The 23469-nt window shown below is 68.7% G+C and carries 15 protein-coding genes; 5 read left to right on the top strand and 10 right to left on the bottom strand.

Annotation, left to right across the window (positions count from 1 at the left end; translation table 11 throughout):
• Nucleotides 1–14 precede the first annotated feature (14 nt).
• Entirely contained in the window at nt 15–245 is a 231-nt protein-coding gene (locus tag DAT37_RS23700; RefSeq protein WP_109527009.1) for a TetR/AcrR family transcriptional regulator C-terminal domain-containing protein, read from the bottom strand.
• Between DAT37_RS23700 and DAT37_RS23695 the strand changes: the two genes are divergently transcribed.
• Complete coding sequence (locus tag DAT37_RS23695; RefSeq protein WP_109527008.1) at nt 244–1077, top strand: FAD-dependent monooxygenase; 834 nt, start codon at nt 244–246, stop codon at nt 1075–1077. The two genes, DAT37_RS23700 and DAT37_RS23695, sit on opposite strands and share 2 nt — an antisense overlap.
• 139 nt (nt 1078–1216) lie before the next feature.
• Here DAT37_RS23695 and meaB read toward each other — a convergent pair whose 3' ends face one another.
• The 3 genes from meaB to DAT37_RS23680 are packed head-to-tail and all read right to left on the bottom strand — an operon-like array spanning nt 1217 to nt 6377.
• Nucleotides 1217–2260 (bottom strand): methylmalonyl Co-A mutase-associated GTPase MeaB, encoded by a 1044-nt coding sequence (meaB, locus tag DAT37_RS23690; protein WP_109527007.1) that lies wholly within the window; start codon nt 2258–2260, stop codon nt 1217–1219.
• On the bottom strand, nt 2257–4521 hold the full coding sequence (gene scpA / locus DAT37_RS23685) for a methylmalonyl-CoA mutase (RefSeq protein ID WP_109527006.1): 2265 nt from the start codon (nt 4519–4521) through the stop codon (nt 2257–2259). Before scpA ends, meaB begins: the two co-directional genes overlap by 4 nt.
• A complete protein-coding gene (locus DAT37_RS23680) occupies nt 4521–6377 on the bottom strand; it encodes a methylmalonyl-CoA mutase family protein (protein ID WP_198654394.1) in 1857 nt (618 codons plus the stop codon). The genes scpA and DAT37_RS23680 overlap by 1 nt, the downstream gene beginning before the upstream one ends.
• A gap of 177 nt (nt 6378–6554) precedes the next feature.
• On the opposite strand from DAT37_RS23680, the gene DAT37_RS23675 reads away from it, so the two are divergent.
• Nucleotides 6555–7259 carry a TVP38/TMEM64 family protein gene (locus DAT37_RS23675; RefSeq protein WP_198654393.1) on the top strand — a complete coding sequence of 235 codons (705 nt, stop codon included), beginning with the start codon at nt 6555–6557 and terminating at the stop codon, nt 7257–7259.
• A gap of 446 nt (nt 7260–7705) precedes the next feature.
• Nucleotides 7706–9700, top strand: a complete 1995-nt coding sequence (locus DAT37_RS23670; RefSeq protein ID WP_408637437.1) for a TerD family protein — start codon at nt 7706–7708, stop codon at nt 9698–9700.
• 24 nt (nt 9701–9724) lie between these two features.
• On the opposite strand, the gene DAT37_RS23665 is transcribed toward DAT37_RS23670, so the two are convergent.
• Nucleotides 9725–10246 (bottom strand): hypothetical protein, encoded by a 522-nt coding sequence (locus DAT37_RS23665; RefSeq protein ID WP_109527003.1) that lies wholly within the window; start codon nt 10244–10246, stop codon nt 9725–9727.
• Nucleotides 10247–10904: 658 nt separating this feature from the next.
• On the opposite strand from DAT37_RS23665, the gene DAT37_RS23660 reads away from it, so the two are divergent.
• Together DAT37_RS23660 and DAT37_RS46460 are read left to right on the top strand one after the other, a co-directional pair.
• A complete protein-coding gene (locus DAT37_RS23660; RefSeq protein ID WP_109527002.1) occupies nt 10905–11426 on the top strand; it encodes a hypothetical protein in 522 nt (173 codons plus the stop codon).
• A gap of 92 nt (nt 11427–11518) precedes the next feature.
• The gene (locus tag DAT37_RS46460) at nt 11519–11761 is read left to right on the top strand and encodes a hypothetical protein (protein ID WP_408637429.1); all 243 of its coding nucleotides are present in this window, start codon (nt 11519–11521) and stop codon (nt 11759–11761) included.
• A gap of 139 nt (nt 11762–11900) precedes the next feature.
• On the opposite strand, the gene DAT37_RS23650 is transcribed toward DAT37_RS46460, so the two are convergent.
• The 5 genes from DAT37_RS23650 to DAT37_RS23630 form a co-directional block, all read right to left on the bottom strand.
• Complete coding sequence (locus DAT37_RS23650) at nt 11901–13004, bottom strand: 4Fe-4S binding protein (protein WP_109527001.1); 1104 nt, start codon at nt 13002–13004, stop codon at nt 11901–11903.
• A 104-nt stretch (nt 13005–13108) separates the two neighbouring features.
• Nucleotides 13109–14005, bottom strand: coding sequence for a S1C family serine protease (locus tag DAT37_RS23645; protein WP_232839984.1), 897 nt, complete (start codon nt 14003–14005; stop codon nt 13109–13111).
• 142 nt (nt 14006–14147) lie between these two features.
• Nucleotides 14148–15539, bottom strand: a complete 1392-nt coding sequence (locus DAT37_RS23640) for a condensation domain-containing protein (protein WP_109526999.1) — start codon at nt 15537–15539, stop codon at nt 14148–14150.
• Between the two features lie 9 nt (nt 15540–15548).
• Nucleotides 15549–16988 carry an MFS transporter gene (locus DAT37_RS23635; RefSeq protein WP_232839944.1) on the bottom strand — a complete coding sequence of 480 codons (1440 nt, stop codon included), beginning with the start codon at nt 16986–16988 and terminating at the stop codon, nt 15549–15551.
• Nucleotides 16985–23386, bottom strand: a complete 6402-nt coding sequence (locus DAT37_RS23630; RefSeq protein WP_109526998.1) for a type I polyketide synthase — start codon at nt 23384–23386, stop codon at nt 16985–16987. Before DAT37_RS23630 ends, DAT37_RS23635 begins: the two co-directional genes overlap by 4 nt.
• Nucleotides 23387–23469 lie beyond the last annotated feature (83 nt).

The following is a 23469-nucleotide window of genomic DNA, read 5'->3' as shown; positions in this document are numbered from 1 at the left end:
GACGCGGATCCGGCTCAGCCCTTCGATCCGGTCGCGACGATTCCCGCGAGAATCACGCGCAGGCCGTATTCGAACTCCGCGTCGGGATCGGCGGACGCGACCTCGGTCACCATCGCGGCGGTGCGGGGATAGCGCGCGGGATCGACGATCGAACCGATCCGTTCGGATCGATAGGGGTCCCCCTCGCCGTAATCCGCGCCCGCGCGGGCCTGCTCCTCGATGACATATCCGACGGTGTAGTTCATGCTCCAGCGCTACGACCGCGCCCTCGATCGCGGTGCCGCACCGGATTTCGAGGATTTCCGCGCGCGATTCGTCGAGATCGCGGACAGCGATCCCGGCATGCACAGCCCACGCTGGGTGACACAGTTCGGCGACGCCGCTCGGCACGCCGAGCGTTACCGTCACGGCCGCGTCTTCGTGGCGGGCGATGCCGCGCATATCCATTTCCCGGCGGGCGGGCAGGGTCTGAACCTGGGCGTGCAGGACGCGGTCAACCTGGGGTGGAAACTCGCCGCGGCCGTCCGAGGACGCGCACCGGAGGGCTTGTTGGACAGCTACGAGAGCGAGCGATATCCGGTCGCGGCGCGGGTGCTGCACAACACCCGCGCCCAGACCGCGCTGTCGCGGCCCGGGCCGCATACCGACGCGCTTCGCGACATGGTCGCCTCGTTCCTCGATACCGACGAGGTGCGGCGGCGACTCGCATCGATGATCACCGCACTCGATATCCGCTACGAGACCGGCGGCGCGCACCCGAGCACCGGATATCGGGTACCCGACGCCGATCTCCGCGTCGGCGACGCCGATACCCGGGTGCATGTCCTGCTCCGGACGGGCCGCTCGATTCTGCTCTGTCACAAGTGGATACCCGATATCGCCGGTTGGGAGGACCGGGTCGACGTCGTCGAGACACACGACCGGGCCGGAATCCGGTCGGCGACGGGATCGGGCGGAGTCAGCACTCCCGCCGCCGTGCTCGTCCGGCCGGACGGCTATGTCGCCTGGGCCGGGGACGGACCCGGCGACGGCGGGCTGACCGAGGCGCTGACGAGGTGGTTCGGCCCGGCCGCCTGATCGGGCGGATACCGGCGCCTTCCGCCTCGGCTATGCCACGCGACGCGGATCAGCGCGCCCGCTGACCGACGATGATCTCGTGCCGCGACACACCGGAGCACCGCTCGTCGCGACCGGTGCGGTCGCAACGAGCACGGGATCAGGATCCGTCGAAGGCGTCGAGTAACCGCTGAGCGGCGAGCGCCGCGGTGAGAGTGCCTTCGCGAACCTGCGATTCGACCTCGGCGCGAAGGGATTTCACCCTCGGATTGTCGGCGAGACGGCGCAACAGCTGATCGTGCACCATGGTCCAGGTCCAGTCGACCTGCTGACGTCGGCGCTTCTCGTCGAATTCGCCCGCGTCGGTGAGGACCCGACGGTGTTGCAGGACGGTGTCCCAGAACGTGTCCAGGCCGATGCCTTCCAGCCCGCTCATGGTGAGAACCGGTGGGCGCCACAGCGCGTCGTGCGGGTGGATCAGGCGCAGCGCGCCCTGGAGTTCGCGGGCGGCCGCCTTGGCCTCGATCTCGTGCCTGCCGTCGGCCTTGTTCACCGCGACCAGATCGGCGAGTTCGAGAACGCCTTTCTTGATGCCCTGCAACTGGTCTCCGGTGCGGGCCAGGGTCAGGAAGCAGAACACGTCGACCATATTGGCGACGGTGACCTCGGACTGGCCGACGCCGACGGTCTCGACCAGGATCACATCGTAACCCGCCGCCTCCAGCAGCACGATGGTCTCGCGGGTCGCCTTGGCGACACCGCCGAGCGTGCCCGCGGTCGGCGACGGCCGGATGAAGGCGTCACGTTCCACCGACAGCCGCGCCATCCGGGTCTTGTCGCCGAGGATGGAGCCGCCGGTGCGGGTGGAGGACGGATCGACGGCCAGGACCGCGACCCGATGCCCCTTCCCGATCAGCGACATGCCGAGCGAGTCGATGAACGTCGACTTACCGACGCCGGGAACACCGGTGATGCCGACCCGATTCGACACCACGGTGCTGTCGGATCCCTGGACCTCCGGTGTCAGCTTCAGCAGTAGCCGCTGGGCCAGATCCCGATGATCGGCCCTGGTCGATTCCACCAGGGTGATGGCCCGCGCCAAGGCGGCCCGCTCGTTGGCGCGGACCGCGTCGGCGAGTGCGTCGACATCGATGGCACGGCGCGTGGCCGCCCGCTGCGGGGCGGCCGAACCTGCTTCGCTCATTCGGTCGCGGTGGCGTCCGCGCCGTGACCGAGTTCGGCGCCGAGCTTCTTCAGCAGGTCGATCGCCGCCTCGGCGATGACCGTGCCGGGCGGGAAGATCGCCGCGGCGCCCGCCTCGTAGAGCTCGTCGAAGTCACCGGGCGGGATCACGCCGCCGACGATCACCATGATGTCGGGACGACCCGCGTCCGCCAGTGCCTGCCGCAGAGCGGGCACCAGCGTGAGGTGGCCCGCCGCGAGCGAGGACACACCGACGACGTGCACGTCGTTGTCGGCCGCCTGCTGCGCCACCTCTTCGGGGGTCTGGAACAGCGGGCCCACGTCGACGTCGAAGCCGATGTCTGCGAAGGCGGTGGCGATCACCTTCTGTCCTCGATCGTGTCCGTCCTGACCCATTTTCGCGACGAGGATACGCGGGCGACGGCCTTCGGCCTCCGCGAATTCCTCGACGAGTTCGACCGCGGTGGTGATGTTGGTGACCTTCCCTGCCTCGTCGCGGTACACGCCGGACAGAGTGCGGATCTCGGCCTGATGCCTGCCGTAGACCTTCTCCAGCGCGTCGGAGATCTCGCCGACGGTGGCCTTGGCGCGCGCGGCGTCGATGGCGAGGGCGAGCAGGTTGTTCTGCATGCCGCCCTCGGAAGAGGCCGCCGCACGGGTCAATTCGTTCAGCGCCCGCTCGACCGCGTCGGAATCCCGGTCGGCGCGCAGCCGCCGCAACTTCTCGATCTGCTCGGCGCGCACGCGGGAGTTCTCGACCTTGAGGACCTCGACCTGCTGATCCTCTTCGACCTGGTACTTGTTCACGCCGATCACCGGCTGCTGCCCGGTGTCGATGCGCGCCTGGGTGCGCGCGGCGGCTTCCTCGATGCGCAGCTTGGGGATGCCCTCGCCGATGGCCTGTGCCATACCGCCGTGCGCTTCCACCTCGGCGATATGGGCCCTGGCCCGGTTGGCCAGCTGGTGGGTGAGCCATTCGACGTAGTACGAGCCGCCCCACGGGTCGATCGGGCGGGTGGTGTTGGACTCCTGCTGGATCAGCAGCTGGGTGTTGCGGGCGATGCGGGCGGAGAAATCGGTCGGCAGTGCCAGCGCCTCGTCCAGGGCGTTGGTGTGCAGCGACTGGGTGTGGCCCTGGGTCGCGGCCATCGCCTCGATGCAGGTGCGCGCCACATTGTTGTAGGCGTCCTGGGCGGTCAGCGACCAGCCCGAGGTCTGCGAATGGGTGCGCAGCGACAGCGATTTCGCGCTCTTGGGGTTGAACTTCGCGACGAGCTCGCTCCAGAGCAGCCGTCCCGCACGGAGTTTGGCGACCTCCATGAAGAAGTTCATGCCGATGGCCCAGAAGAAGGACAGCCGCGGCGCGAACTTGTCCACCTCCATACCCGCCTCGATACCGGCCCGGATGTACTCCACGCCGTCGGCGAGGGTGTACGCCAGTTCCAGATCGGCGGTCGCTCCCGCTTCCTGGATGTGGTAGCCGGAGATGGAGATCGAGTTGAACTTCGGCATCTTCGAGCTGGTGTAGGCGAAGATGTCGGAGATGATCCGCATCGAGGGCTTGGGCGGATAGATGTAGGTGTTGCGGACCATGAACTCCTTCAGAATGTCGTTCTGAATGGTTCCGGCCAGCTGTTCGGGCGTGACGCCCTGTTCCTCGGCGGCAACGACGTAGAGGGCGAGAATCGGCAGCACCGCGCCGTTCATCGTCATCGACACCGAAACCTGGTCCAGCGGAATGTGATCGAAGAGCTGGCGCATGTCCAGGATCGAGTCGATCGCGACACCGGCCATGCCGACGTCACCCTGCACGCGCGGATGATCGGAGTCGTAGCCGCGGTGCGTGGCCAGGTCGAAGGCGACCGAGAGGCCCTTCTGTCCCGCCTGCAGATTGCGGCGGTAGAAGGCGTTGGAATCGGCGGCGGTGGAGAACCCCGCGTACTGGCGGATCGTCCACGGCTGATTCACGTACATGGTCGGGTACGGACCGCGCACGAACGGCGCGACACCGGGAACGCTGTCGAGCGGGAAGCCCTCGGCCACGATGGCGTCGCGATCGGCCTTGGTGAACACCGGCGGCACGTCGATGCCCTCGGGGGTCGCCCACACCAACTGATCGGGGGTGTAGTGATTCGCCTCGGCGGCCTCGGCGACGAATTCCCGCACCTGCGCGGCGTCGACCGCGGCGGGTTCGGGCGCGCGCTCGTGCAGCGGCACATCGGCGAAACTGCCGATCACATGTTCGACTTCGCGCGTAGTCATCAGGCTCCTACCTTCTCCAGCAGGCCGGACAGTGCCGCGACCGCGTCGATCTTCGCGGTGAGGTATCCGTCCGGTCGCTGTGTCTCACTCAGATCGGCGACCGCCTTCGCGGCACCGGCCAGCAGTACCGTGCCGACACCCGCCGCGCGCAGGGCTTCGACGGCCCCGCCCGCCTCGGTGCCGTAACGCTTGTCCGAACCGCACAGCACCGCGATCGCGGCGCCGGATTCGGTGGCGGCAGCGGCGATTCCGTCCACGTCCAGCGGTCCCGGGTTGACCGATTCGATACCGCCGGAGGCCAGCAGGTTCGCGATGAAGGTCACGCGCACATTGTGTTCGGCCACCGTGCCCAGCGGCACCAGCAGCGCCTTCGGCCGCGCGCCGTTGGCCGCCAGGTAGGCGTCGGACCGGTTGCGCAGTTCTTCGAAGGCCGCGCCGTATCGGGTGCTGAGACCGCTGTCGCGGGCCGCTTCCGACAGCGGTTTCTCGGCCAGGTTCGGGAATTCGTTCACACCCGTGACCGCGGTCTTGCGGTGGGCCACATCGGCGTCGCGGGCCGCGTGGGTCTCGGCGATCCGCTCGGCGAGCAGACCCGAGTCGAGCGCGGCGGTGTAGCCGCCCGCGGCCTCGAGTTCCCGCATGAACTCCCACGCCTTGTCCGCGAGGGCGGCGGTGAGATCCTCGACGTACCAGGAACCCGCGCCCGGGTCCTGGACGTGGCCGAGGCGCGATTCCTCGAGCAGCAGCAACTGGGTGTTGCGTGCCATGCGGTCGGAGAACAACTTCGAGACGCCGAGTTCGCCGACGGGCAGCGCGGAATCGAAGGGCAGCACCGTCACGGTGTCCGCGCCGCCGACGCCCGCGCCGAACGCGGCGAGGGTGGTGCGCAGCAGGTTCACCCACGGGTCGCGCTGGGTCATCATGGCCGCCGAGGTCACCGCGTGCTGGGGCGCGTCGCCGAAGGCGGGGGCACCGCACACGTGCGCCACCCGCGCCCACAGTTGACGCGCGGCGCGGAATTTGGCGATGGTGGCGAACTGGTCGTCGGTGGCGGCGTACCGGAATTCCAGCTGACCGAGCACATCGGCGATATCGCGGCCGGGGCTCAGCGCGCGCAGGTATTCCAGACCGGCTGCCACGGCGGCGCCGAGTTCCTGGGCGTCGGACGCGCCCGCGTCGTGGAATACGGTGCCGTCCACGGTGATCGCGCGGATCGTCTCCTCGCGTGCGATGGCCTGGTCGGCGAGGGTCAGCGTCTCCGGCAGACCCGCGTCGTCGACGCCGGCGAAACGGCTCGTCAGCGGAGCGGCGCCGAGGGCGACGGTGATCGCCGCCCGGTCCGGGGTCTTGTACTCGTCGAGCACCGCGAAGATCCGGGTGGCGGCGGCGCCGACCGCGGGGCCCGCGCTCACCGTGAGCGGCGCGAGTTCGAAGAGCAGTCCGGCGAGCGCGGTCGGCAACTGTTCGACCGGCACCCCGCGCTCGCCCGTGGCGATCCACGCGGCGCTGTGGCCGTTCTCCAGGCCGAACAGGATCTCCCGGTTGGCGGCGGCCGCGTCGGACGAGGTGACCGGTGCGGTCACGTACCAGCCGCGGTGGACGTCACGGGTCGCGTCGCGTCCGCGCACGAAGGGGAAGGCGCCGGGCAGCGGCTGCTCGGGCAGCTCGTCGCGACGGGTGTACAAAGGGGCGACGGTGAGTCCGTCGTAGGTGGTCTCCGCGAGCAGATGCTCGGGCTCCTCCGGCAATTCGGCGATCTCGACCCTGCGGGCCTTCGCCAGGACGCCGGCCACTCCCTTACGCCATGCGGCGTACTCCGGTACCGACTCGGCGGCCGGTTCTGAAGCAATCGGCACTGCTTTCCCTCTTCCACTCGAGATGGCGCACCCACTGTGCGCACCCATTACCTCCGCATTCGCCCAGGTCAGCGAGCACTTCGGTTAACGAGCATTCGTCCCGTTTCTTCTGATGCTAGCGGCAGTGCCCCCGAGGGTTGACCCTGGCCGCCACTACCAACCGGTAACCTGCCTCGCGTGACCTGGCTCATTCGCAACCGGCGTATCGTCGCGCTACTTCTCGGCGTCGGCATCCTGTTCGTCGGCGCGATGCTGATTCCGCTGCCGGGTCCGCAGCGGATGCAGGAGTGGGCCGATTCGGTCGGCCCCTGGTTCCCGCTGGTGTTCTTCGTCGTCTACGCCGTCGCGGCGACCGCGCCGATTCCGCGCACCGTGCTCACCGTGTCGTGCGGGGTCCTGTTCGGTCCGCTACTCGGTAGCGTCGTCGCCCTGTCCGCGACCACCGTCGCCGCCGCCCTCGCCCTGCTCCTGGTCCGCGCGCTCGACCGCGACCACGTCGCCGCCCGCCTGACCCATCCCGCCGTCCGCGCGATCGATCAACGCCTCGAACGACGCGGCTGGCTCGCGGTCGGCTCACTGCGCCTGGTCGCCTTCGCCCCGTTCTCGGTCGTGAACTACTGCTGCGCGCTGTCCTCGGTGCGTTTCTGGCCCTACCTCGCCGCATCCCTCATCGGCTCGGTCCCCGGCACCGTCGCCACCGTCATCCTCGCCGACGCCCTGACCGGAGGCACCCACCCCGCCATGCTCGCCGTCTCCGGTCTCTGCATAGCGATCGGGCTGATCGGCCTCGTCGTCGACAGCCGATGGAACCCCGACCCACTGGTGCCCGTCGAGGACCCCGACGAGATTGCGGCCCCCGCGACGGCGCTCCCCCCTCGGTAGCGAGAATCGCGCGATCGTCCGTGCGGTCGAACCACCACACACCACGCTGCCGAATCCTTCGATCGACAGTAGACGCGGCCTCGAATCAGTCCGTCCGCTTTTCTTCACTCGATGACAATGTCGGTCCGAGAATCGTGCGGTTCTCGACACGGCCCGAATAGGCACCGCGTATCGAACCTCGAATCACACTCGGGGACCGGATACCGAGGAATATCGGACCGAAAGGTTCGATATAGCAATCACTCTCGACATTTTGCCGTGGAATGTACAGCAGAATGATCGGGCAGCGAACTGTTGTAACGGGGCACGGCATCCAGCCGACTACCCCAGCGTCACCGCCCGATACGCGGTGCTGCCATAAGGGTCGGCATTCGAATGATTCGAACCCGAACCCTTCTGTAATCATGCGTGCCGAATCGTAGACGGGAATTGCCGTGTTGCCTCCGATGCTGTCCAAAGGCCAGAACATTCCGCTGCCGGATGATGTCGTCGGGATCGATGTGGTGACCGGATGGACGGAATCCGATATCGAGGTCGACGCGTCCGCCCTGCTGCTCGGCGCCGACGGAAAGGTCGGCTCCGACTCCGACTTCGTTTTCTACAATCAGCCCGAATCCTCGGACGGATCGGTACGTTTCCTCGGCACCAGCGCGACAGAGGAGGGTGCTCAGGCCAGGATCACGATCGACCTGTCGACGGTGCCCGCTCATGTGCACACGGTCGCGCTCGCGGGCAGTATCGGCACCGGCACCTTCGGCGAACTCGGCAAACTCACCTTCCACGTGGTGGACGGTGCGGGCCATTCCCTGGCCGAATACGTCACCGCCGACGTGAGCACCGAATCGGCCTTCGTCTTCGGCGAGATATATCGACGAGGCGAGGGCTGGAAAGTCCGCGCCGTCGGACAGGGCTGGGATTCCGGATTGGCCGGTCTCGCCGCGGATTACGGTGTCGCCGTCGATGACGAGCCGGACTCCGACGTCGACGTGCCGGTCGAATCCGCTCCCGAGCCTTCGGCCGTCCCCGATCTCGCGATCGTCGAGCAGGCGAAGAACGCCTCCCCGAGCCGGACCGCCGGTCGCGGCAGCGGCGTGCGCACCGCCAAACGGGTGGCGAAGAAGGCCAAGCCGATCGAATTCAAGCTCGCCGAACTCGACACCTGGCAGCCCGCGCGGCTGTTCTCGGTATTCGGTGTCGGCGCGGGCGAGGAACAGGAGAAACGTGCGACGTCGGCGCTGATCGCGACGATGCAGGCGGTACGGCCGCTCGCACGGGCACTCTGCGCTCGACTCGGAGCGCCCGCCGGAGCGTTCGAAGGTTATGTCGAAGTCCAGTACGAGCGCGGTGAGTCGAAGGTCATCCCCGACGCGGTGCTCAAGGTGGTGCGCGGTACGCGGGTGTGGACCGGATTGCTCGAGGTCAAGACAGGTTCCGGGAAGCTTCGCCGCGAGCAGCTCGAGAGTTACCTCGATGTGGCCAGGAAGAAGAAGTACGACGCGGTGATCAGCCTGTCCAACGATGTGCCGGCCGGTCCGGGAGAATTGCCCGTCGAGGTCGACCGCCGCAAATTGGCCAAGGTCGCGCTGCGGCATCTCTCCTGGGCCGAGGTTACCCACGAGGTGCGCATGCTGCTGTCGCACGGTGGCATCGAGGACGACCTCCAGGCGTGGATCGCGAGCGAATTCCTGCGCTACCTCGAACATCCTCGGTCGGGTGCGACCGAACTCGTGGACATGGGCAGGCACTGGGTCGCCGTGCGGGACGCGGTGACCGCCGGCACGCTGCGCTCGGGCGATCAGAAGGGGCTCACCGTCGCCGAGAAATGGGTGTCGCTGTCGCGGCACCTGGCGCTGCGGTTCACGGCGGAGCTCGGGGTGACGGTCAAACATGTGCTGCCGCGCAGGCACCAGTCGGATCCGACGGCGCGCAATGCCGCGGTCGCCGAACGCTTGGCGGCCGACGGCACGTTCGAGGCGGTGCTGCGGATTCCCGATGCCGCCGGTGACCTCGTCGTCGTCGCCGACGTACGGACCAACCGGATCCGATGCCGCACGGTCCTGGACGCGCCGAACGAGGGGACCTCGGCCCGCCGGGTGTCGTGGTTGCTCCGTCAACTCGGCGATGCTCCCGGCGAAGTCCAGGTGGAGGCGGTGTTCTCCGAGCGCGGCAACGAGACCTGTGAAATCCTCGGGAAAGTTCGCGCGAATCCGAAGGTGCTCACCGAGCAGCGCGGCGGCACCATCGTGTCGTTCTCGCTCGAGCAGACCTTTCCGCTGGGCAGCCGCCGGTCCGGTACGGCGGCGAGTTTCATCGCGAGTGTGGCCGCGGCCGCCGACGCGTTCTACGGCACGGTCGTACAGCCGTTGCGCGTATGGGTCCCCGCGGCGCCGAGACAGGCCGAACCGGCGGTGGTCGACGCGGCGGAGACCACACACTCCTGAGCCGAGGGGCTCAGGTTCTCCCGGCTAGCGGCGGGTGCGGGCGGTGAGGTCGTCGAGCAGGATCATGACCTCGCCCGCTCGTTTGATGACCTCGGCCAGGCGGATGCGTAGGCCGAGGATGGCCACGTCGGCGGCGGGGTCGGGTAGCTCGTGGCCCGCGCGTTGCCACTCGCCGTTGGCGGTGATGCGGCCGAGGGACAGTTCCTGTTCCTCGCCGCCGACGCCGACACGGGCGAAGACCCGGATCGAGGCGTGCGGTGAACGGACCCAGAGGTTCAGTTCCTCCAGCTGTCCCGGGACGGTGAACGCGGAGCCGGGTTTGGGGTTCAGTTCGATGTCCAGACCTTCCGCGGCGGCCTTGACCAGCAGGGCGACAGCCCGGTAGTCGGCGCCGGCCGCGCCGTTGGCGTACACGCCGGGTTCCTTGCTCGGCGCGCCCTCCGCGAAGGTGGTGATATGGGTCTGCCCGGCCCCCGGGCCACCGAGATCCCAGTTGTCCTTGTTCTCGAAGTCTTCCAGGAGAACTTCGACCGACGTATCCGCCATCAGGGCATCCCTTCATCCACACCAAGCCGATCGCTCCGGCTTTCCGAGCACCCTACAAGTCACCCGATCTGCCACGCCCGGATATCGATTCGTTCACCTGCGGGTCGGATCGGTTCGGTAAAAGCGGCGATCGGCTGCCGTCGCGGACGCCCGGGTGTGCCGGTTATCACACAGCGTGTGCGATCGCGGGTATCGAGGTCGGTGTCCGGCGGGTGCCGGGCGGCGGCGCGAACGGGTCGTCGTGCCCGAGACCGGGAACGGGCGATCGGGTCGCTAATCATCCCGGCGACAGGATGTTTCGAGTATCCGGTGCGGGACGCGCACGAGCGGGGATCGGGGTTCCGCCTGGGTGGTTCGCGGATTCGTCCCGGTGTGGGCGAGAGGATTTCGATCGGTGTGGAGCGCATCGACCGTAGAGCGACGGCCGCTCGGCATCGGGACCGCGAATACCGGGCGACGTGAAAAGCGTTCGCGGGCAAGCGCGGTGGACCTCGAGACAATCCGGCCGGGCTCCGCGAACACCGAGCGCCGAGGATCGGAGCGATGTGATCGAAACCTTCCGGCGCGGCGGTCGACTGGGTCAGAATGGGGTGGCCGAGATCCGGCCGTCAGGGGAAAGTGTCGGCGCACGATCGGCCGACGGAACATGGGGAAAGCAATGAGAGCCAACACGTTCGCCGCCACTGCTCTACTCGCCATCGGCGCCACCGGCATCACCGCCGGCGCCGCAGCGGCACAGCCCGTATCCGATACCGAAGCCGCGATCCACGGGGTCGAACACGGCATCGGCTACGTCGCGGCCGCCACCGCCGATCGCACCGGGGTCACCGCGACCGTGGACGCGGGTCGATTCACGCTCGCACCGGATGCCGCGTCGGTGGCGCTGACCGACAACGCGGGAAATATCGTCGCGAGCATTCCGCTCGCCGCCGCACAGAGCACCGCGCGGATCAGCGCCGAGGGCCGCACGCTCACCTTCACGCCGCAGTCGGCGAGCGCGCAGGCCATCGACGAGGCCGCCGACACACTGGCGCGCAAGCAGTACAACGCCGGAATCGGGGCGCTGGTCGGAGCCGGTATCGGCGCGGTACTCGGCTTCTTCCTCGGTGGCGTCGGCGCCCTGGTCACCGTCCCGATCGGGGCCGGTATCGGCGCGCTCGTCGGTTACTCGACGCCGTAGTCGCGGGTCCGCTGCCGCCGGTGCCGGGTCAGGCGCACCGGCGGCAGCGGCGCGGGCGGGGGGCTTCCATGCGTTCGGCCGGGCTGGATACGATGACCGAGCGCTCGTTCGTGCAAGCCCGCCCACCCGCGCCGCAGCACTGGTGGGCGCACGTCCGGGCAGGCCGTATCAAGGAAGAAGGACCGCGCATGAAGCGAAATCTGAACTGCCCCTGCGGCGAGACCATCGTCGGCACCGACGAGGACGACCTGGTCACCAAGACCAAGGCGCACCTCGCCGCGAACCACCCCGGGCACGACTACTCCCGCGAGGAAATCCTTTTCATCGCCTACTGACCCGCACCCGCGTCACGGCGTCAGCGCCGAGGCGCGGAGCGAGCGGTAGGAACTGCCGCGATCGGGGGCGGTCCGCGGTATCACCCGCCGCCCCCGGCGCGACTTCCGAACGGATCGACCGCCGAATCGTCGACACCGTTCATTCCGGATCCACCCGGGGTCGCGGCCTCGGCCCGATCTGGTCGAGCAGGGCGTTGACCTCGTCGGGAAAACCGTTCGTCACCGGTTTCGCCGTCTTGTGCGGGAAACGACGGGTGACGTGTTCCTCGGCCGCCGATCCCGACAGCACATAGACCGGTTCCTCGGTGTTCTGTAGCGGCCGCACCACCTCGTCGAGATGGGATTTCCGGTCGTCGAGATAGGCGCCGATCACGTCCTCCCCCGCCGGGCACACCGCCATGCAGTACCCGGCTTTGTAATTGGGTTTGAACGACAGGCTCTGCCACATCGAGAACGACTCCCCGGTGCTCACCCGCTCGCGGTAGTCCGCGCGGCTGTCACTGTCGGCGATGGTCTCCGCCCAGTCGGTGAACCCGCCCATGAATTCCCGGTAGTTGTGGGTGTAGCAGGCCTGGAAGTCGAAACCCGCGTCCTGGGCGATCGCACCGACCGGGCACGCGGAGACGCACAGTTTGCATTCCAGGCACGGATTGAAATCCAGCGGCGAACTCGGCTCGTCGACGACGGCGTCGGTGACGATCGTGCCGAGCAGGATGAAATTGCCGAATTTCGGGTGGATGACATTGCGGTGGATGCCCATCACCCCGAGCCCGGCGGCCTCGGCCACCACTTTGTGCGCGATGACCCAGATCCGGCCGGGAAATTTGTCCACCTCCATCGGATAACCGGGCGCCGGGTAGACCGCGCGGTAGCCCGCGTCCTGCAATGCCGTGGTGATTCGACGCGACACGGCGTTGGTCTCGTCGTCGGCGTGATTGAACTCGGTATTGGCGAGGCTGCGTTGCGGACTGCGCAGGTTGTCGCGGTTCATCCGCACGCAGAAGGCGACGAAGGTGCGTGCCGACGGCAGGATCGCGCGCGCGTGCTCGTACTCCGGCGCGACGCGCGGATCATCGATCGGAACGAAACCCACGTCCTCGGCGCCCGCCGCCAGGCACAGCTCCCGCAGCCGGGACGCCGTGAGCACCGGATCAGGTTTCGTCCGCTCCCGTTCGGCCATCCGCCGCACCGTCGGATGCTGCGCCAGGCGCCGTTGCGCCGATGATGCTGATGTCTGGTCCATGGTCGACCTCCCGAACTCGACGAGACCTCCGTGGCCTCATAAGGTCGGACCGCCCCGGCGACCGGAATTCATCGGTCGTCGGCCGGACGAATGACGACCGTTCGTCAACCGAGTTCCACCGGGATCGCGACGACGTCGACCATCGCGCCGCGACGCACCGCGCTGATCGGCACGGCCCGGCCGATGGCCTCGGCGAAGAGCGCGCGTTGAATCCCCTGCGCGTCACGCACTTCCACGTCATCGACGGAGAGAACCAGGTCGCCACGGAGCAGTCCGGCCCGGTCGGCCGGTCCGCCGCGCACGACGTCGACGACGCGCACCCCGACGGATTGTCCAGCGCGCCCGGCGATCTCGGCGGTGATCGGTGCGGGCGCGCCGACGATTCCGAGGTAGGCGCGGCGAATCCGACCTTCGGTGCGCAGTGTGTCGATGATGCGGCGGGTGGTGCCGTTGATCGGAACGGCGAGGCCGACGCCGACCACAGCCGCGGAGGTCACCACCCCGACCACTCGTCCGCGCGAATCCGCCAGCGCGCCACCGGCATTCCCCGGATTCAGCGCGGCATCGGTGTGGATGACGTCCTCGATGACCCGGCCCGCTCGACGGGAGGCGACCGGGGCCGCTCGACCGAGCGCCCCGACCACTCCCGCGGCGACCGAACCCGCCAACCCCAGCGGGCTCCCCACCGCGACGACCAGTTGACCGACGACGAGGGTGTCGGCGTCACCGAAGGTCACCGCACCGGGCGCGCCGTCACGCGCCCGCAGCACCGCCAGATCGGACAGCGGGTCGACACCCACCGCCTCGAAACGCGATTCCACACCGTCGGCGAAGACGATCTCGCCCTCGGTGGCCGCACCGAGCACCCGCGCGGCGGTGAGCAGGAAACCGTCATCGGCGCAGACCACGGCGGAACCGCCGCCGTGACGGGTCCGGATTCCGGCGATGTGGCCGGTCACCGCCGCCGCGACGGCGATCACCGTCCGGGAATACGCGTCCATCGCGGTGTCGTCCACATTGACCACCCATCCTGCCCACCCGCACCATCGGTCACCGCTTCCAGCATGCGCCTCGCCGGGCGCGGACATGCCGGGTTCGCTACAGCCGCAGATGAATTCGGGGTGAACGGGAACCCTCTCGAGGCTAGGGCGCGCCGTTCACCACCTCGAGGAAGACCGATCTCAGCGCGTTCACGTAGCGGTCGACGGAGTCGTGGGCGACCGGGGTATCGGGGTAGATCACGCTCAACGATGTCGCGGTGGGAAACCGGTTGATCCACATCAGCACCTCCTCGGCAGCCGCCCGGTTGGCGTAGACGCCGCCGCGCGCCACGTCGAAGAATTCGCTGCCCGCGAATTCACGGGCGTCCACGTAGGACAGCATCGGATTCGACCAGCCCGACCGGACCGAGATTCCGGCGTCGTCGGGCACAAGTTCCAGCACCCGATGGAAGGACACGGTCGTCAGTCGGAGTCCGCTTTCGTACGCGCGTTGCGCCGCGACCACCGCGCGAGCGAACGAGGTGTTCGCGCCGATCGGGAAGGCCACCGGGATCAGGGTCGCGTACCACCCGACCGAGCCGAGTTCGGCGAGTGTGCCCCTGGTGCTGATGGGGGTCATGGTGAAGTAGTAGTCGGCGTCGACGAGTTCGCGTTCGGCCAGCGCGGCGGCGGCGAAGATGCCGCCGGTGAATTCCGCGCCGTTGTCGCGACACACCTGTTCGAAGCGCGCCGCGCCCTCTTCGTCGAACAGCGGGACGGTCACGTGGGCGCTGCGGTGGTAGCCGCCGCGGCCGCCGAGTTCCAGGGGGAAGGACGGGAGTTCACCCTCGTTGCCGTGGACCAGCTCGAGCCATTTCCTGACCCCCGGCGAGGCGGGTGTCAGGAGCGCGGACTGCGCGCGTTCGCGCACGCAGTAGTCGAGATAACTGGCCGGGGCGGGGAGTTCGGCGCCGCCGTCCCACACCTGCGCGGCGTAGAGCTGGGCCAGGTCCACACACGAGAGGTACTGCGCGACACCGTCGGTGTGCAGGTGATCGACGGCGATGTAGACGGTGGTCGTCTCCTCGTGTTCGATGGCGCCGAAGGTGAAACAGTCCCATTGGAACGGTCCCGGCGTCTGCTTCTGGACGTGTTCGCGGATGGCCTCGGCATTGTCGATCTCGCCGTATCCGGTCGGCACGAAATCGATGACATCGAGGTCGACGAGATGGGTGCGCACCGCGCCGTCCTCGCCGATGTCGAACCAGGTGCGGAAGGTGTCGTGCCGCAGCAGGAACGCGTTGACCGCCCGCGTCATCGCGTCGAGATCCAGCGCGCCGGGCACCTGCGCGGTGACGACGCACAGTCCCGAATAGCGGAAGTCGGCGGTGGCATTGCGATGGGCCAGACGCAGATAGGACTCCTGCTGGTGCGAGGGCGGCGCCGGATGGACGGGCGCCGACGCGGCCCGCGCCACCGAATCCGGCGACGCGGACCAGCTCACGAGCCGGCCCGGGGCCGGATCCCATTCGTCGATCAGACCGAAACTGACCACGGGAAACCTCTATTCGATGCGTGCGAACGGCTGGGGCCGCGCCGGTGTGTCGGGCAGCGCGAGGGTCAGGACACCCATGCCGAGGGCGACGACCGCGATGGCCGACAGCATGGTGACGCTGCCACCGAGGGTGTGAGCGCGGAAGAAGACCGTGCTCAGCAGCGCCAGACCGACACCGTTGCCGATCTGCTCGATCGTGGGGAGCAGGCCCGACGCCGCGTCCATGCGGCGCTGATCCAGGCCCGCGAGCATCAGGGGTTGTAGTTGGACGCCGAACAGTCCGACGCCGAGTCCGGACAGGAATACCGGGCCCGCCGCCAGGGCCAGATTCACGACGCCACCGGTGATGTGGAGATAGGCGGCGCCGATCGCGATACAGACTCCGTAGGAGGCGATTCCGACCGCGAGCACCCGCACGCCCCACCGCCCGACCAGCAGCGGCGAGGCGAGCGCCCCCGCACCGGCGCCCAACGCGAAGGGTGTCATGGCGAGTCCGGTGCGCAACGGGGAGAAATCCAATTCGTCCTGCAGGGTGATCGAGATGGTGTACACGAACGCGGTGAACAGCCCGAAGAACAGGGTCACCAGAATCGAGCCGACGCGAAATCCGCGGTCGGCGAACAGATCGAGCCCTACCAGCGGCGTCCGGCCGCGCCGGTCGAGCAACCGCTGGTGGCCGACGAAGAGCGCGCCGAGCCCGAGCGCGCCGACGGCGACCGCGAAAGGTCCCGGCCGCCAGCCGTTCTGTTGTAGATCGGCCAGTGCCCCGAGCAGGGCGAACAGACTCACCGTCGACAGGATCGCCCCGACGGGGTCGAGCCTGCCGCGTTCGGCGGGTCTGCCCAGGCGCAGGTAGCGCAGCGCGAGCGCGAGCGCGAGCAGGCCGAGGGGCAGGTTGATCAGGAATATCGAATGCCAGCCGAACCCCCAGGGCGACAGGGTGATCAGCGTGCCACCGAGAATCGGTCCGAGCATTCCGGCGAATCCGGCCGTCGCGCCGTAGAGGGCGAAAACCTGCGGATGCCGTTCGCGCGGAAAGCTCGCGGTCAGGATGGCGATCGTTTGCGCCGCCATGCCCGCGCCCGAAATCCCCTGCGCCACCCTGGCGATGATCAGTTCGGTGGCGCTGGTGGACACGCCGCACCACACCGAGGTCGCGGTGAAGGCGACCACCGACACCAGGAACATCGCGCGACGGCCGGTCAGTTCACCGATCCGGGCCGCGACCAGCAGGGTGCAGGCGAAGGCCAGCGAGTAGCCGGAGATCACGAACAACTGCTCCGACCGCGAGGCGTGCAGATCCGAGGTGATGTCGGGGAGCGCGGTGTTCACGATCGTCACGTCGATCATCTGCATGAACACCGCGATCAGACATCCGGCGAAGGCCAGCCACGCGGCGCGCTCGCCGTCCGCCGTCTCGGCGGACGCGCGAGTGCCGATCTCGGTCACGCGCCCACGGGTACTGGTTGTTCCGCCGCCGGTTCTTCGACGGCGGCGGGTGCGCTCGGCGCTTCCGACGCCGCCAGCAGCGCCGCCGCCGAGGCGCCCGCGTCGGAGGCGAGGATGAGTTCGGCCACCTTGGGGCCGACCTGTTCGAGGCTGAACGAGCGTCCCATCTGCAACGACATCAGCTCGATCCCGAGCGATTTGCTCACGCGGGTACCGAATTCCACCGCCATCAGGGAGTCCAGACCGAGTTCGGGAACGGGCACGGTCAGGTCGATCGACTCGGGGGCCACACCCATGACCACCGCGAGTTGGTCGGCGAGCATCCTGGCGACCGCCTGGCCGCGTTTGCCCTCGTCGAGCGCGGCCAGTTCGGCCTTCATCTTCGCCGCCGCCGAATTGTCCTCCACCGAGGCCGCCGCCAGCGCGGCCAACCTGCCGGTGCGGCTCATCTGTGGGAACGCGGCGGTGAGTTTGGTCCAGTCGGTCGGGATGATCGCCGCACGGGTCTGTCCGAGCCGCAGTGTCTGCTCGAGATAGACGGTGCCGTCGGTCATGTCGATCGGGCCGAACCCGACCACCTCCAGATATTTGGCGACCTTGTCGTCGGAGGCCATACCGCCGGTGGCCCCGGACATATGGCCCCATCCGACGCAGGTCACGCGTTCGCCCGCACGCGCCCACTGCTCAGCCAGCGCCTCGACCGCGACATTGGCGGCGGTGTAGTTGTACTGCCCGAAGATGCCGAACATCGAGCCGCCCGAGGAGTACAGCACGAACATGTCCAGCGTGATGCCCGCCTCGGTGACGGCCTTGTGCAGGGCGCGCGCGCCGTGCACCTTGGGCCGGTACACCCTGGTGAGCTGGTCGAGATCCATCACCGCGATCCGGTTGTCGGCCACCGCGCCCGCCGCGTGGAAGATGCCGCGCAGCGGATGACCGCCACCGTGCGCCCGCTCGACGATGGCCGCGACGGCCTCGGTGTCGGCGATATCGGCGAGTTCTTCGACGATTTCGACTCCCCCGGCCCGCCAGGCGGCCAGTTGCTGACGTGCCGCGTCGTTGTTCGCGCCGCTCCGTCCGACCAGTACGAGTCTGCGCGCCCCCTTGCTCACCAGCCAGCGCCCGGTCGCCAGGCCGAAGCCGCCGAACCCACCGGTGATCAGATAGCTCGCGACACTGTCGATCTCGACCTCGGGTAGGGCGGGCCGCACCGGCGGCGCGACCTGATCCATGTCGATGGCGATCCTGCCGATCCGTGTCGAGCGGATGACCTCGTCGAATGCCCTCGACACGTCCTCGACGCCGAACAGTTCGTAGGGCAGCGGGCGGTAGACCCCGCTCTCGATCTTGTCGTAGACCCGGCGCAGCAGATCGGCCAGCTGGGCGGGGCGTACCGCGCACATGCGGTCCAGGTCGACCGAGAAGTAGGACAGATTCTTGTCGAAGTTGGCCAGTTCCAGCAGGCCGCCGGTGTACACGTCGGCCTTGCCTACTTCGACGATGCGCCCGAATTCGGTGACCGCCTTGAAGTTCTGGCGCAGGATCTCACCGGGCGCGGTGCTCAGCACCACGTCGACGCCGACGCCGTCGGTCAAGCCGAGCACGTCGTCGGCGAAATTCAGCGACCGCGAATTCAGCGCGTGATCGGCGCCGAGGTCCAGGATATGGGCGCGGCGCTCGTCGGTGCTCGCGGTGCCGATGATCCGCGCGCCCGCGGCTCGGGCCACCTGGATCGCCGCCGAACCGACGCCGCCCGCCGCGCCGTGGATCAGCACCGTCTCGCCCGGCTGGATGCGCGCCAGATCGAGCAGCGCGTACTCAGCGGTGCCGAATGCCGTGGTGCTGGTGCAGAATCCGGGTTCAGCGCCCTCCGGCAGCCGGATCACCGAATGCTGTCCGACGAGATGGAAGCGCCGCATCATGCCCTTGGCGGCGACGGCGACCACATCGCCTTCGGCGACGGTGTCGACGCCGGGACCGAGCCGCACCACGGTGCCGACACCCTCCATACCCGGCGAGGTCCCGAAGAAGGTTCCGGCGAGTTCGCGTTCACCCAGGATGCCCATCACCTTGAGCGGGTCCTTGTAGTTGAGCCCGACCACGCGCATCCGCACTTCGATCTCGCCCGGCCCGGGATCGCGGCGTCGGCACTGCCGCCACGCCAGCGCCGACAGCAGCCGCGACCGCGGCACCTCCAATTCGAAATCGGATTCGGGATCGTCGAGCGGGACCGCGGTTTCCAGGACGTCGATGCGGTCCGACAGCGGTTTGCGCACCACGGGAACCCAGCGCACACCCGCGCGCAGCAGCACCTCGTCGGAATTGTCGTAGCTGAACGCGCCGGGGACCAGCAGTTCCCGCACGAGATCCGCGACGGCGGTATCGGCGTCGACGTCGATCAGGCGCCAGCGCAGCCTGCTCTGCTCGTTCAGCAGGACGCGACGGGCGCCCGCCAGCGCGGCGTGCGCGGAATCGGGTGCGACCGCGCTGTCCGGCAGGGTGAACGCCCGTTCGGTCACCAGGGTGATGTGACAGGAACCGTCGCCGATTCCGGACAGCACCTCGGTGTCGGCGGCCTCGGCGACCGCGTCCACGGCGAGGGCGATCCGCTTCAAGGTCCACAGATCGGCGACATCGTCGTCGACCGAGCCCGCGACCACGCACACGTGCCGCCGTTGGACGCCGTCGACGGCGGCGGCCGCCAGCAGTTCGGTCACCCGGGTCTCCAGGTCCGGGTCGTCCCGCTCGACGAGGTGGAATCCGGAACCCGGCAGCGCGGCGGCCAGCAGTTCGGCGCGCTCGCTCGCACCGAGCGCTACCACGACGGTGGCGACACTCTCCGCGGCGGGCAATGCCGCCGGGTCGACCGGCTCGAGCTGTTCCATGGTGTCGGCGTAGAAGAAGTCGGCCATCCGATGCAGCGGGCTCATCCCCGGTGTCAGCGCGCCGACCCGCACGCCGATCAGTCGCAGGCACACATTGCGGTCCTCGTCGAGCAGATCGACGTCGGCGCACAGCCGCGCCGCCGGATCGCGGCGGGCGACCACGGTGACCTGCTCGGGCAGTGGGGCGAACATCCGTACCGCGTTCACCCCCACCGGCACCATCGCGCCCTCGCCCAGACTGTCGGCCGCGAACAGCAGCGCCACCGTCTGCATCGCGGCGTCCACGACGGCGGGGTGCGCCAGGTGACCGGAGTCGGCGGCGATGGTGGCGTCGACGGTCGCGACCACGGCATCGGTTCCGGCGCGCACCGAGGTCACCCGCCGGAAGGTGGGACCGTACTGCAGACCTCGCGCGGCAAGGGCGGCGTAGAACAGGTCGGGGGCGAAATCGACCGCGGAATCGTCCTCGGGGACAGTGCCTTTCGCGCCCTCGTAGCTGCCGGTCAGCAGTCGGCCGATCGCGTTGACCGTCCAGACCGTTCCGGTGGCGCTGCGCGATCTGATGAGGAAACGTCCGCTCGATTCCTCGATGGTGAATTCCAGCAGCGGCACATCGGGAGCGCTCATGATCAGCGGCGCGACGAACCGCACCTGTTCCAGCGCCACCCGTTTGTCGACCATTCGGCTCGAGGCCGCGCTCAGCGCCGCGTCGAGATAGGCCGCGCCGGGCAGGATCCGTGCGCCGCCGACCACGTGATCGACCAGCCACGGCAGTTTCTCGGTGCCGATCTGTAGTTGCCAGCCCGGCCTGCCCTCGAAATCGGGATCGCCGAGCATGGCGTAGCCGCCCGGGGTACCCAGACGCAACTGTTCGAAGACGGGCAGCGGCGCGTGCAGGCGGGTCTGCTGCCACGGGTAGCGCGGCAGCGGCAGGTGCGGGGTGACCGCGCCGTCGGCGGGGAAGAGGACGCCCGGATCGAGGACGCCCGCGCCGTAGAGGCCGATGATCGTCCGGCGGATGCTCTCGCTGTCGGTTTGTTTGCGGTCCAGGGTCGAGACGGTCGCGCCGGTTTCGCCCGCGCCGAGCAGGATCTCGCGAATATTGCCCGAGAGCACCGGGTGCGGACCGACCTCGACGAACACCCGGTGACCCGCGCCGATCGCCGCCGCGACGGCGTCGGTGAAGCGGACCGGCTGTCGCACGTTGGCGCACCAGTATTCGGCATCCCAGTCGCCCGCCGTGACGGGCGCGCCGGTGACCGTCGAGTACAGCGCGACGGTGGGCGGGCGCGGCGTGAGTTCAGCGAGCACGCTGCGCAGTTCGACCAGGATGGGATCCATCAGATTGCTGTGATAGGGCACCTCGACGCGCAGCCTGCGGGCGAAAGCGCCCTGTTCGGTGAGTGTTTCGGCGATCTCGTCCAAGCGGTCGGCGTTACCGGACAGGGTCAGCGCGCCGGGGCTGTTGACCGCGCCGATATCCACACCGGGGATGTCCGCGATGAGCCGCTCGGCCTGTTCCCGACCGAGACCGACCGCGAGCATCCCGCCCGAGCCCGCCGTCGTCGCCTGTAGTCGCGCGCGGTGGTAGGCGACCAGCACCGCGTCCCGCAGCGAGAGCAGGCCGGTGACGTAGGCCGCCGATACCTCGCCGACGCTGTGCCCGATCACGGCCGATGGGGTGATTCCGAATTGGGCGAGTTCGCTGACCAGCGAGACCTGGACCAGGAAGTTCGCCGGTTGTGCCACGTCGGTTTTCGCGACCCGTGATTCCTGTTCCGGTCGCAGCAGTTCCTCGATGATCGACCAGCCGGCGAGTTCGACGAAGACGTCGTCGATCTGCTCGGCGGTCTTCGCGAAGGCGCCGCCCGCGACCAGCAGTTCGCGTGCCATGGCCCACCACTGCGGTCCCATACCGGAGAAGACGAAGACCGGTTCGGCCGTGCGCCGGGAGACGGTGCGGGTGGCGTCGCGCCCCTCGCCCGCCGCGAACAGGCGCAGATCCCGGACGACGTCGGCGCTCTCGCCGACCAGGACGCCGCTTCGGAACTGATGGTGCGCCAGTCGCGTCCACGCCGCCTCCGCGAGGTGGTCCACGTCGGCTCCGTCGGCGAGCAGATCGGCGAACCGTCCCGCGATGGCACGCACGGCGGGCGCGCTGCGCGCCGACAGCGGCAGCACGCCGTAATGCCTCGCCGTGGCGGGCGCACCGGCCTGCTCGGCGTGGAACTCCTGGAGGATGGCGTGGGCGTTGGTGCCGCCGTAGCCGAAACCGTTGACGGCGATCGTCATCCGATCGACGTCCGGCGCGACCACTTCCGGCTCGGTCTGCACGTGCAATCCCAGCTCGGCGAAGGGAATGTCGGGATTGGGCTCGTCGAGCCAGCCCTGCGGCGGAATCGTGCGGTGCCGGATCGCCAGGGCGGATTTGATCACACTCGCGATCCCGGACGCGGCTTCGGTGTGCCCGAGGGTGGCCTTGAGCGAGCCGACCCCGAGGGAGGCGGGGCGGCCCGCGTCCGCGCCGTAGACCCGGCCGAGCGCTCGTAATTCGATGGGATCACCCACCGGTGTTCCGGTGCCGTGCGCCTCGACGTAGGTGATCCGGGCGGGCGAGAGTCCGGCGCGCTCGCAGACCGCCCGCGCCAGCGCCTCCTGGGAATCGGCGTTGGGCACCGTGATGGCGGTGGTCCGCCCGTCCTGGTTGGAGCCGGTCGCCTTGACCACGGCGTAGATCCGGTCGCCGTCGCGCACCGCGTCGTCGAGTTTCTTGAGCACGACGATCCCGCCGCCCTCACCGCGGCCGTACCCGTCGCCGGTGGCGTCGAAGGATTTGCAGCGGCCGTCCTCGGCGAGGAATCCGCCCTTGCACATCATGACGAAGGTCTCCGGCTGGAGCATGACGTTCACACCGCCCGCCAGCGCGACCTCGCAGTCACCGTTGTCCAGCGCCTGGCAGGCGAGATGGAACGCGACCAGCGACGACGAACAGGCCGTATCTATCGTCAGTGCCGGTCCGATCAGGTTGAGCGCGTACGCGATTCGGTTCGACAGCATCGTGTAGGAGGCGCTGGCGGCGGTGTGCATGTCCACGTGCGCCAGCGCGGGGCCGACCACCCCGACCACCGACTGGTCGACCACGAATCCGCCGACGTAGACGCCGACCGACTCGCCCGCCGCGCGCCCGGCGAATCCGGCGTCGTCCAACGCCTCCCAGGTGACTTCCAGCAGCAGCCGCTGCTGGGGATCGAGGCCCGTCGCCTCGCGCGGCGAGATACCGAAGAAATCGGGGTCGAATTCCCACGGGTCCGAGGTCAGGAACGCACCGCGTTTGGTGTAGCTGCGCCCGGGTGTGCGCCGGTCCGCGTCGTAGTAGCGGCGATAGTCCCAGCGATCCGCGGGGATCTCGACCACCGCGTCCCGCTTGTCGACCACGAAATCCCAGAAGCTCTCCGGTGAGTCGATTCCACCGCCGAATCGGCAGCCGATACCCACAATGGCAATATCCGACATCTTGGTCCTCCCGAACACGGGCAATCGAAGGACCCACGTCGCGCCCCGCGCACGAAATGGTCCTGTACCTGCCCCGGTGACCG

The organism is Nocardia aurea (assembly GCF_003123685.1).
Lineage (GTDB): Bacteria > Actinomycetota > Actinomycetes > Mycobacteriales > Mycobacteriaceae > Nocardia > Nocardia aurea.
The sequence above is the reverse complement of the archived record's forward strand: the minus strand, read 5'-3'. Positions and strand labels throughout refer to the sequence as shown.

Bases quoted from the DNA above. Each gene is read 5' to 3' on its own strand.
- DAT37_RS23695 (WP_109527008.1), top strand. From the start codon at position 244: ATGCTCCAGCGCTACGACCGCGCCCTCGATCGCGGTGCCGCACCGGAT.
- DAT37_RS23700 (WP_109527009.1), bottom strand. From the start codon at position 245: ATGAACTACACCGTCGGATATGTCATCGAGGAGCAGGCCCGCGCGGGC.
- meaB (WP_109527007.1), bottom strand. From the start codon at position 2,260: ATGAGCGAAGCAGGTTCGGCCGCCCCGCAGCGGGCGGCCACGCGCCGT.
- scpA (WP_109527006.1), bottom strand. From the start codon at position 4,521: ATGACTACGCGCGAAGTCGAACATGTGATCGGCAGTTTCGCCGATGTG.
- DAT37_RS23670 (WP_408637437.1), top strand. From the start codon at position 7,706: ATGCTGTCCAAAGGCCAGAACATTCCGCTGCCGGATGATGTCGTCGGG.
- DAT37_RS23665 (WP_109527003.1), bottom strand. From the start codon at position 10,246: ATGGCGGATACGTCGGTCGAAGTTCTCCTGGAAGACTTCGAGAACAAG.
- DAT37_RS23660 (WP_109527002.1), top strand. From the start codon at position 10,905: ATGAGAGCCAACACGTTCGCCGCCACTGCTCTACTCGCCATCGGCGCC.
- DAT37_RS46460 (WP_408637429.1), top strand. From the start codon at position 11,519: ATGACCGAGCGCTCGTTCGTGCAAGCCCGCCCACCCGCGCCGCAGCAC.
- DAT37_RS23650 (WP_109527001.1), bottom strand. From the start codon at position 13,004: ATGGACCAGACATCAGCATCATCGGCGCAACGGCGCCTGGCGCAGCAT.
- DAT37_RS23645 (WP_232839984.1), bottom strand. From the start codon at position 14,005: ATGGACGCGTATTCCCGGACGGTGATCGCCGTCGCGGCGGCGGTGACC.
- DAT37_RS23630 (WP_109526998.1), bottom strand. From the start codon at position 23,386: ATGTCGGATATTGCCATTGTGGGTATCGGCTGCCGATTCGGCGGTGGA.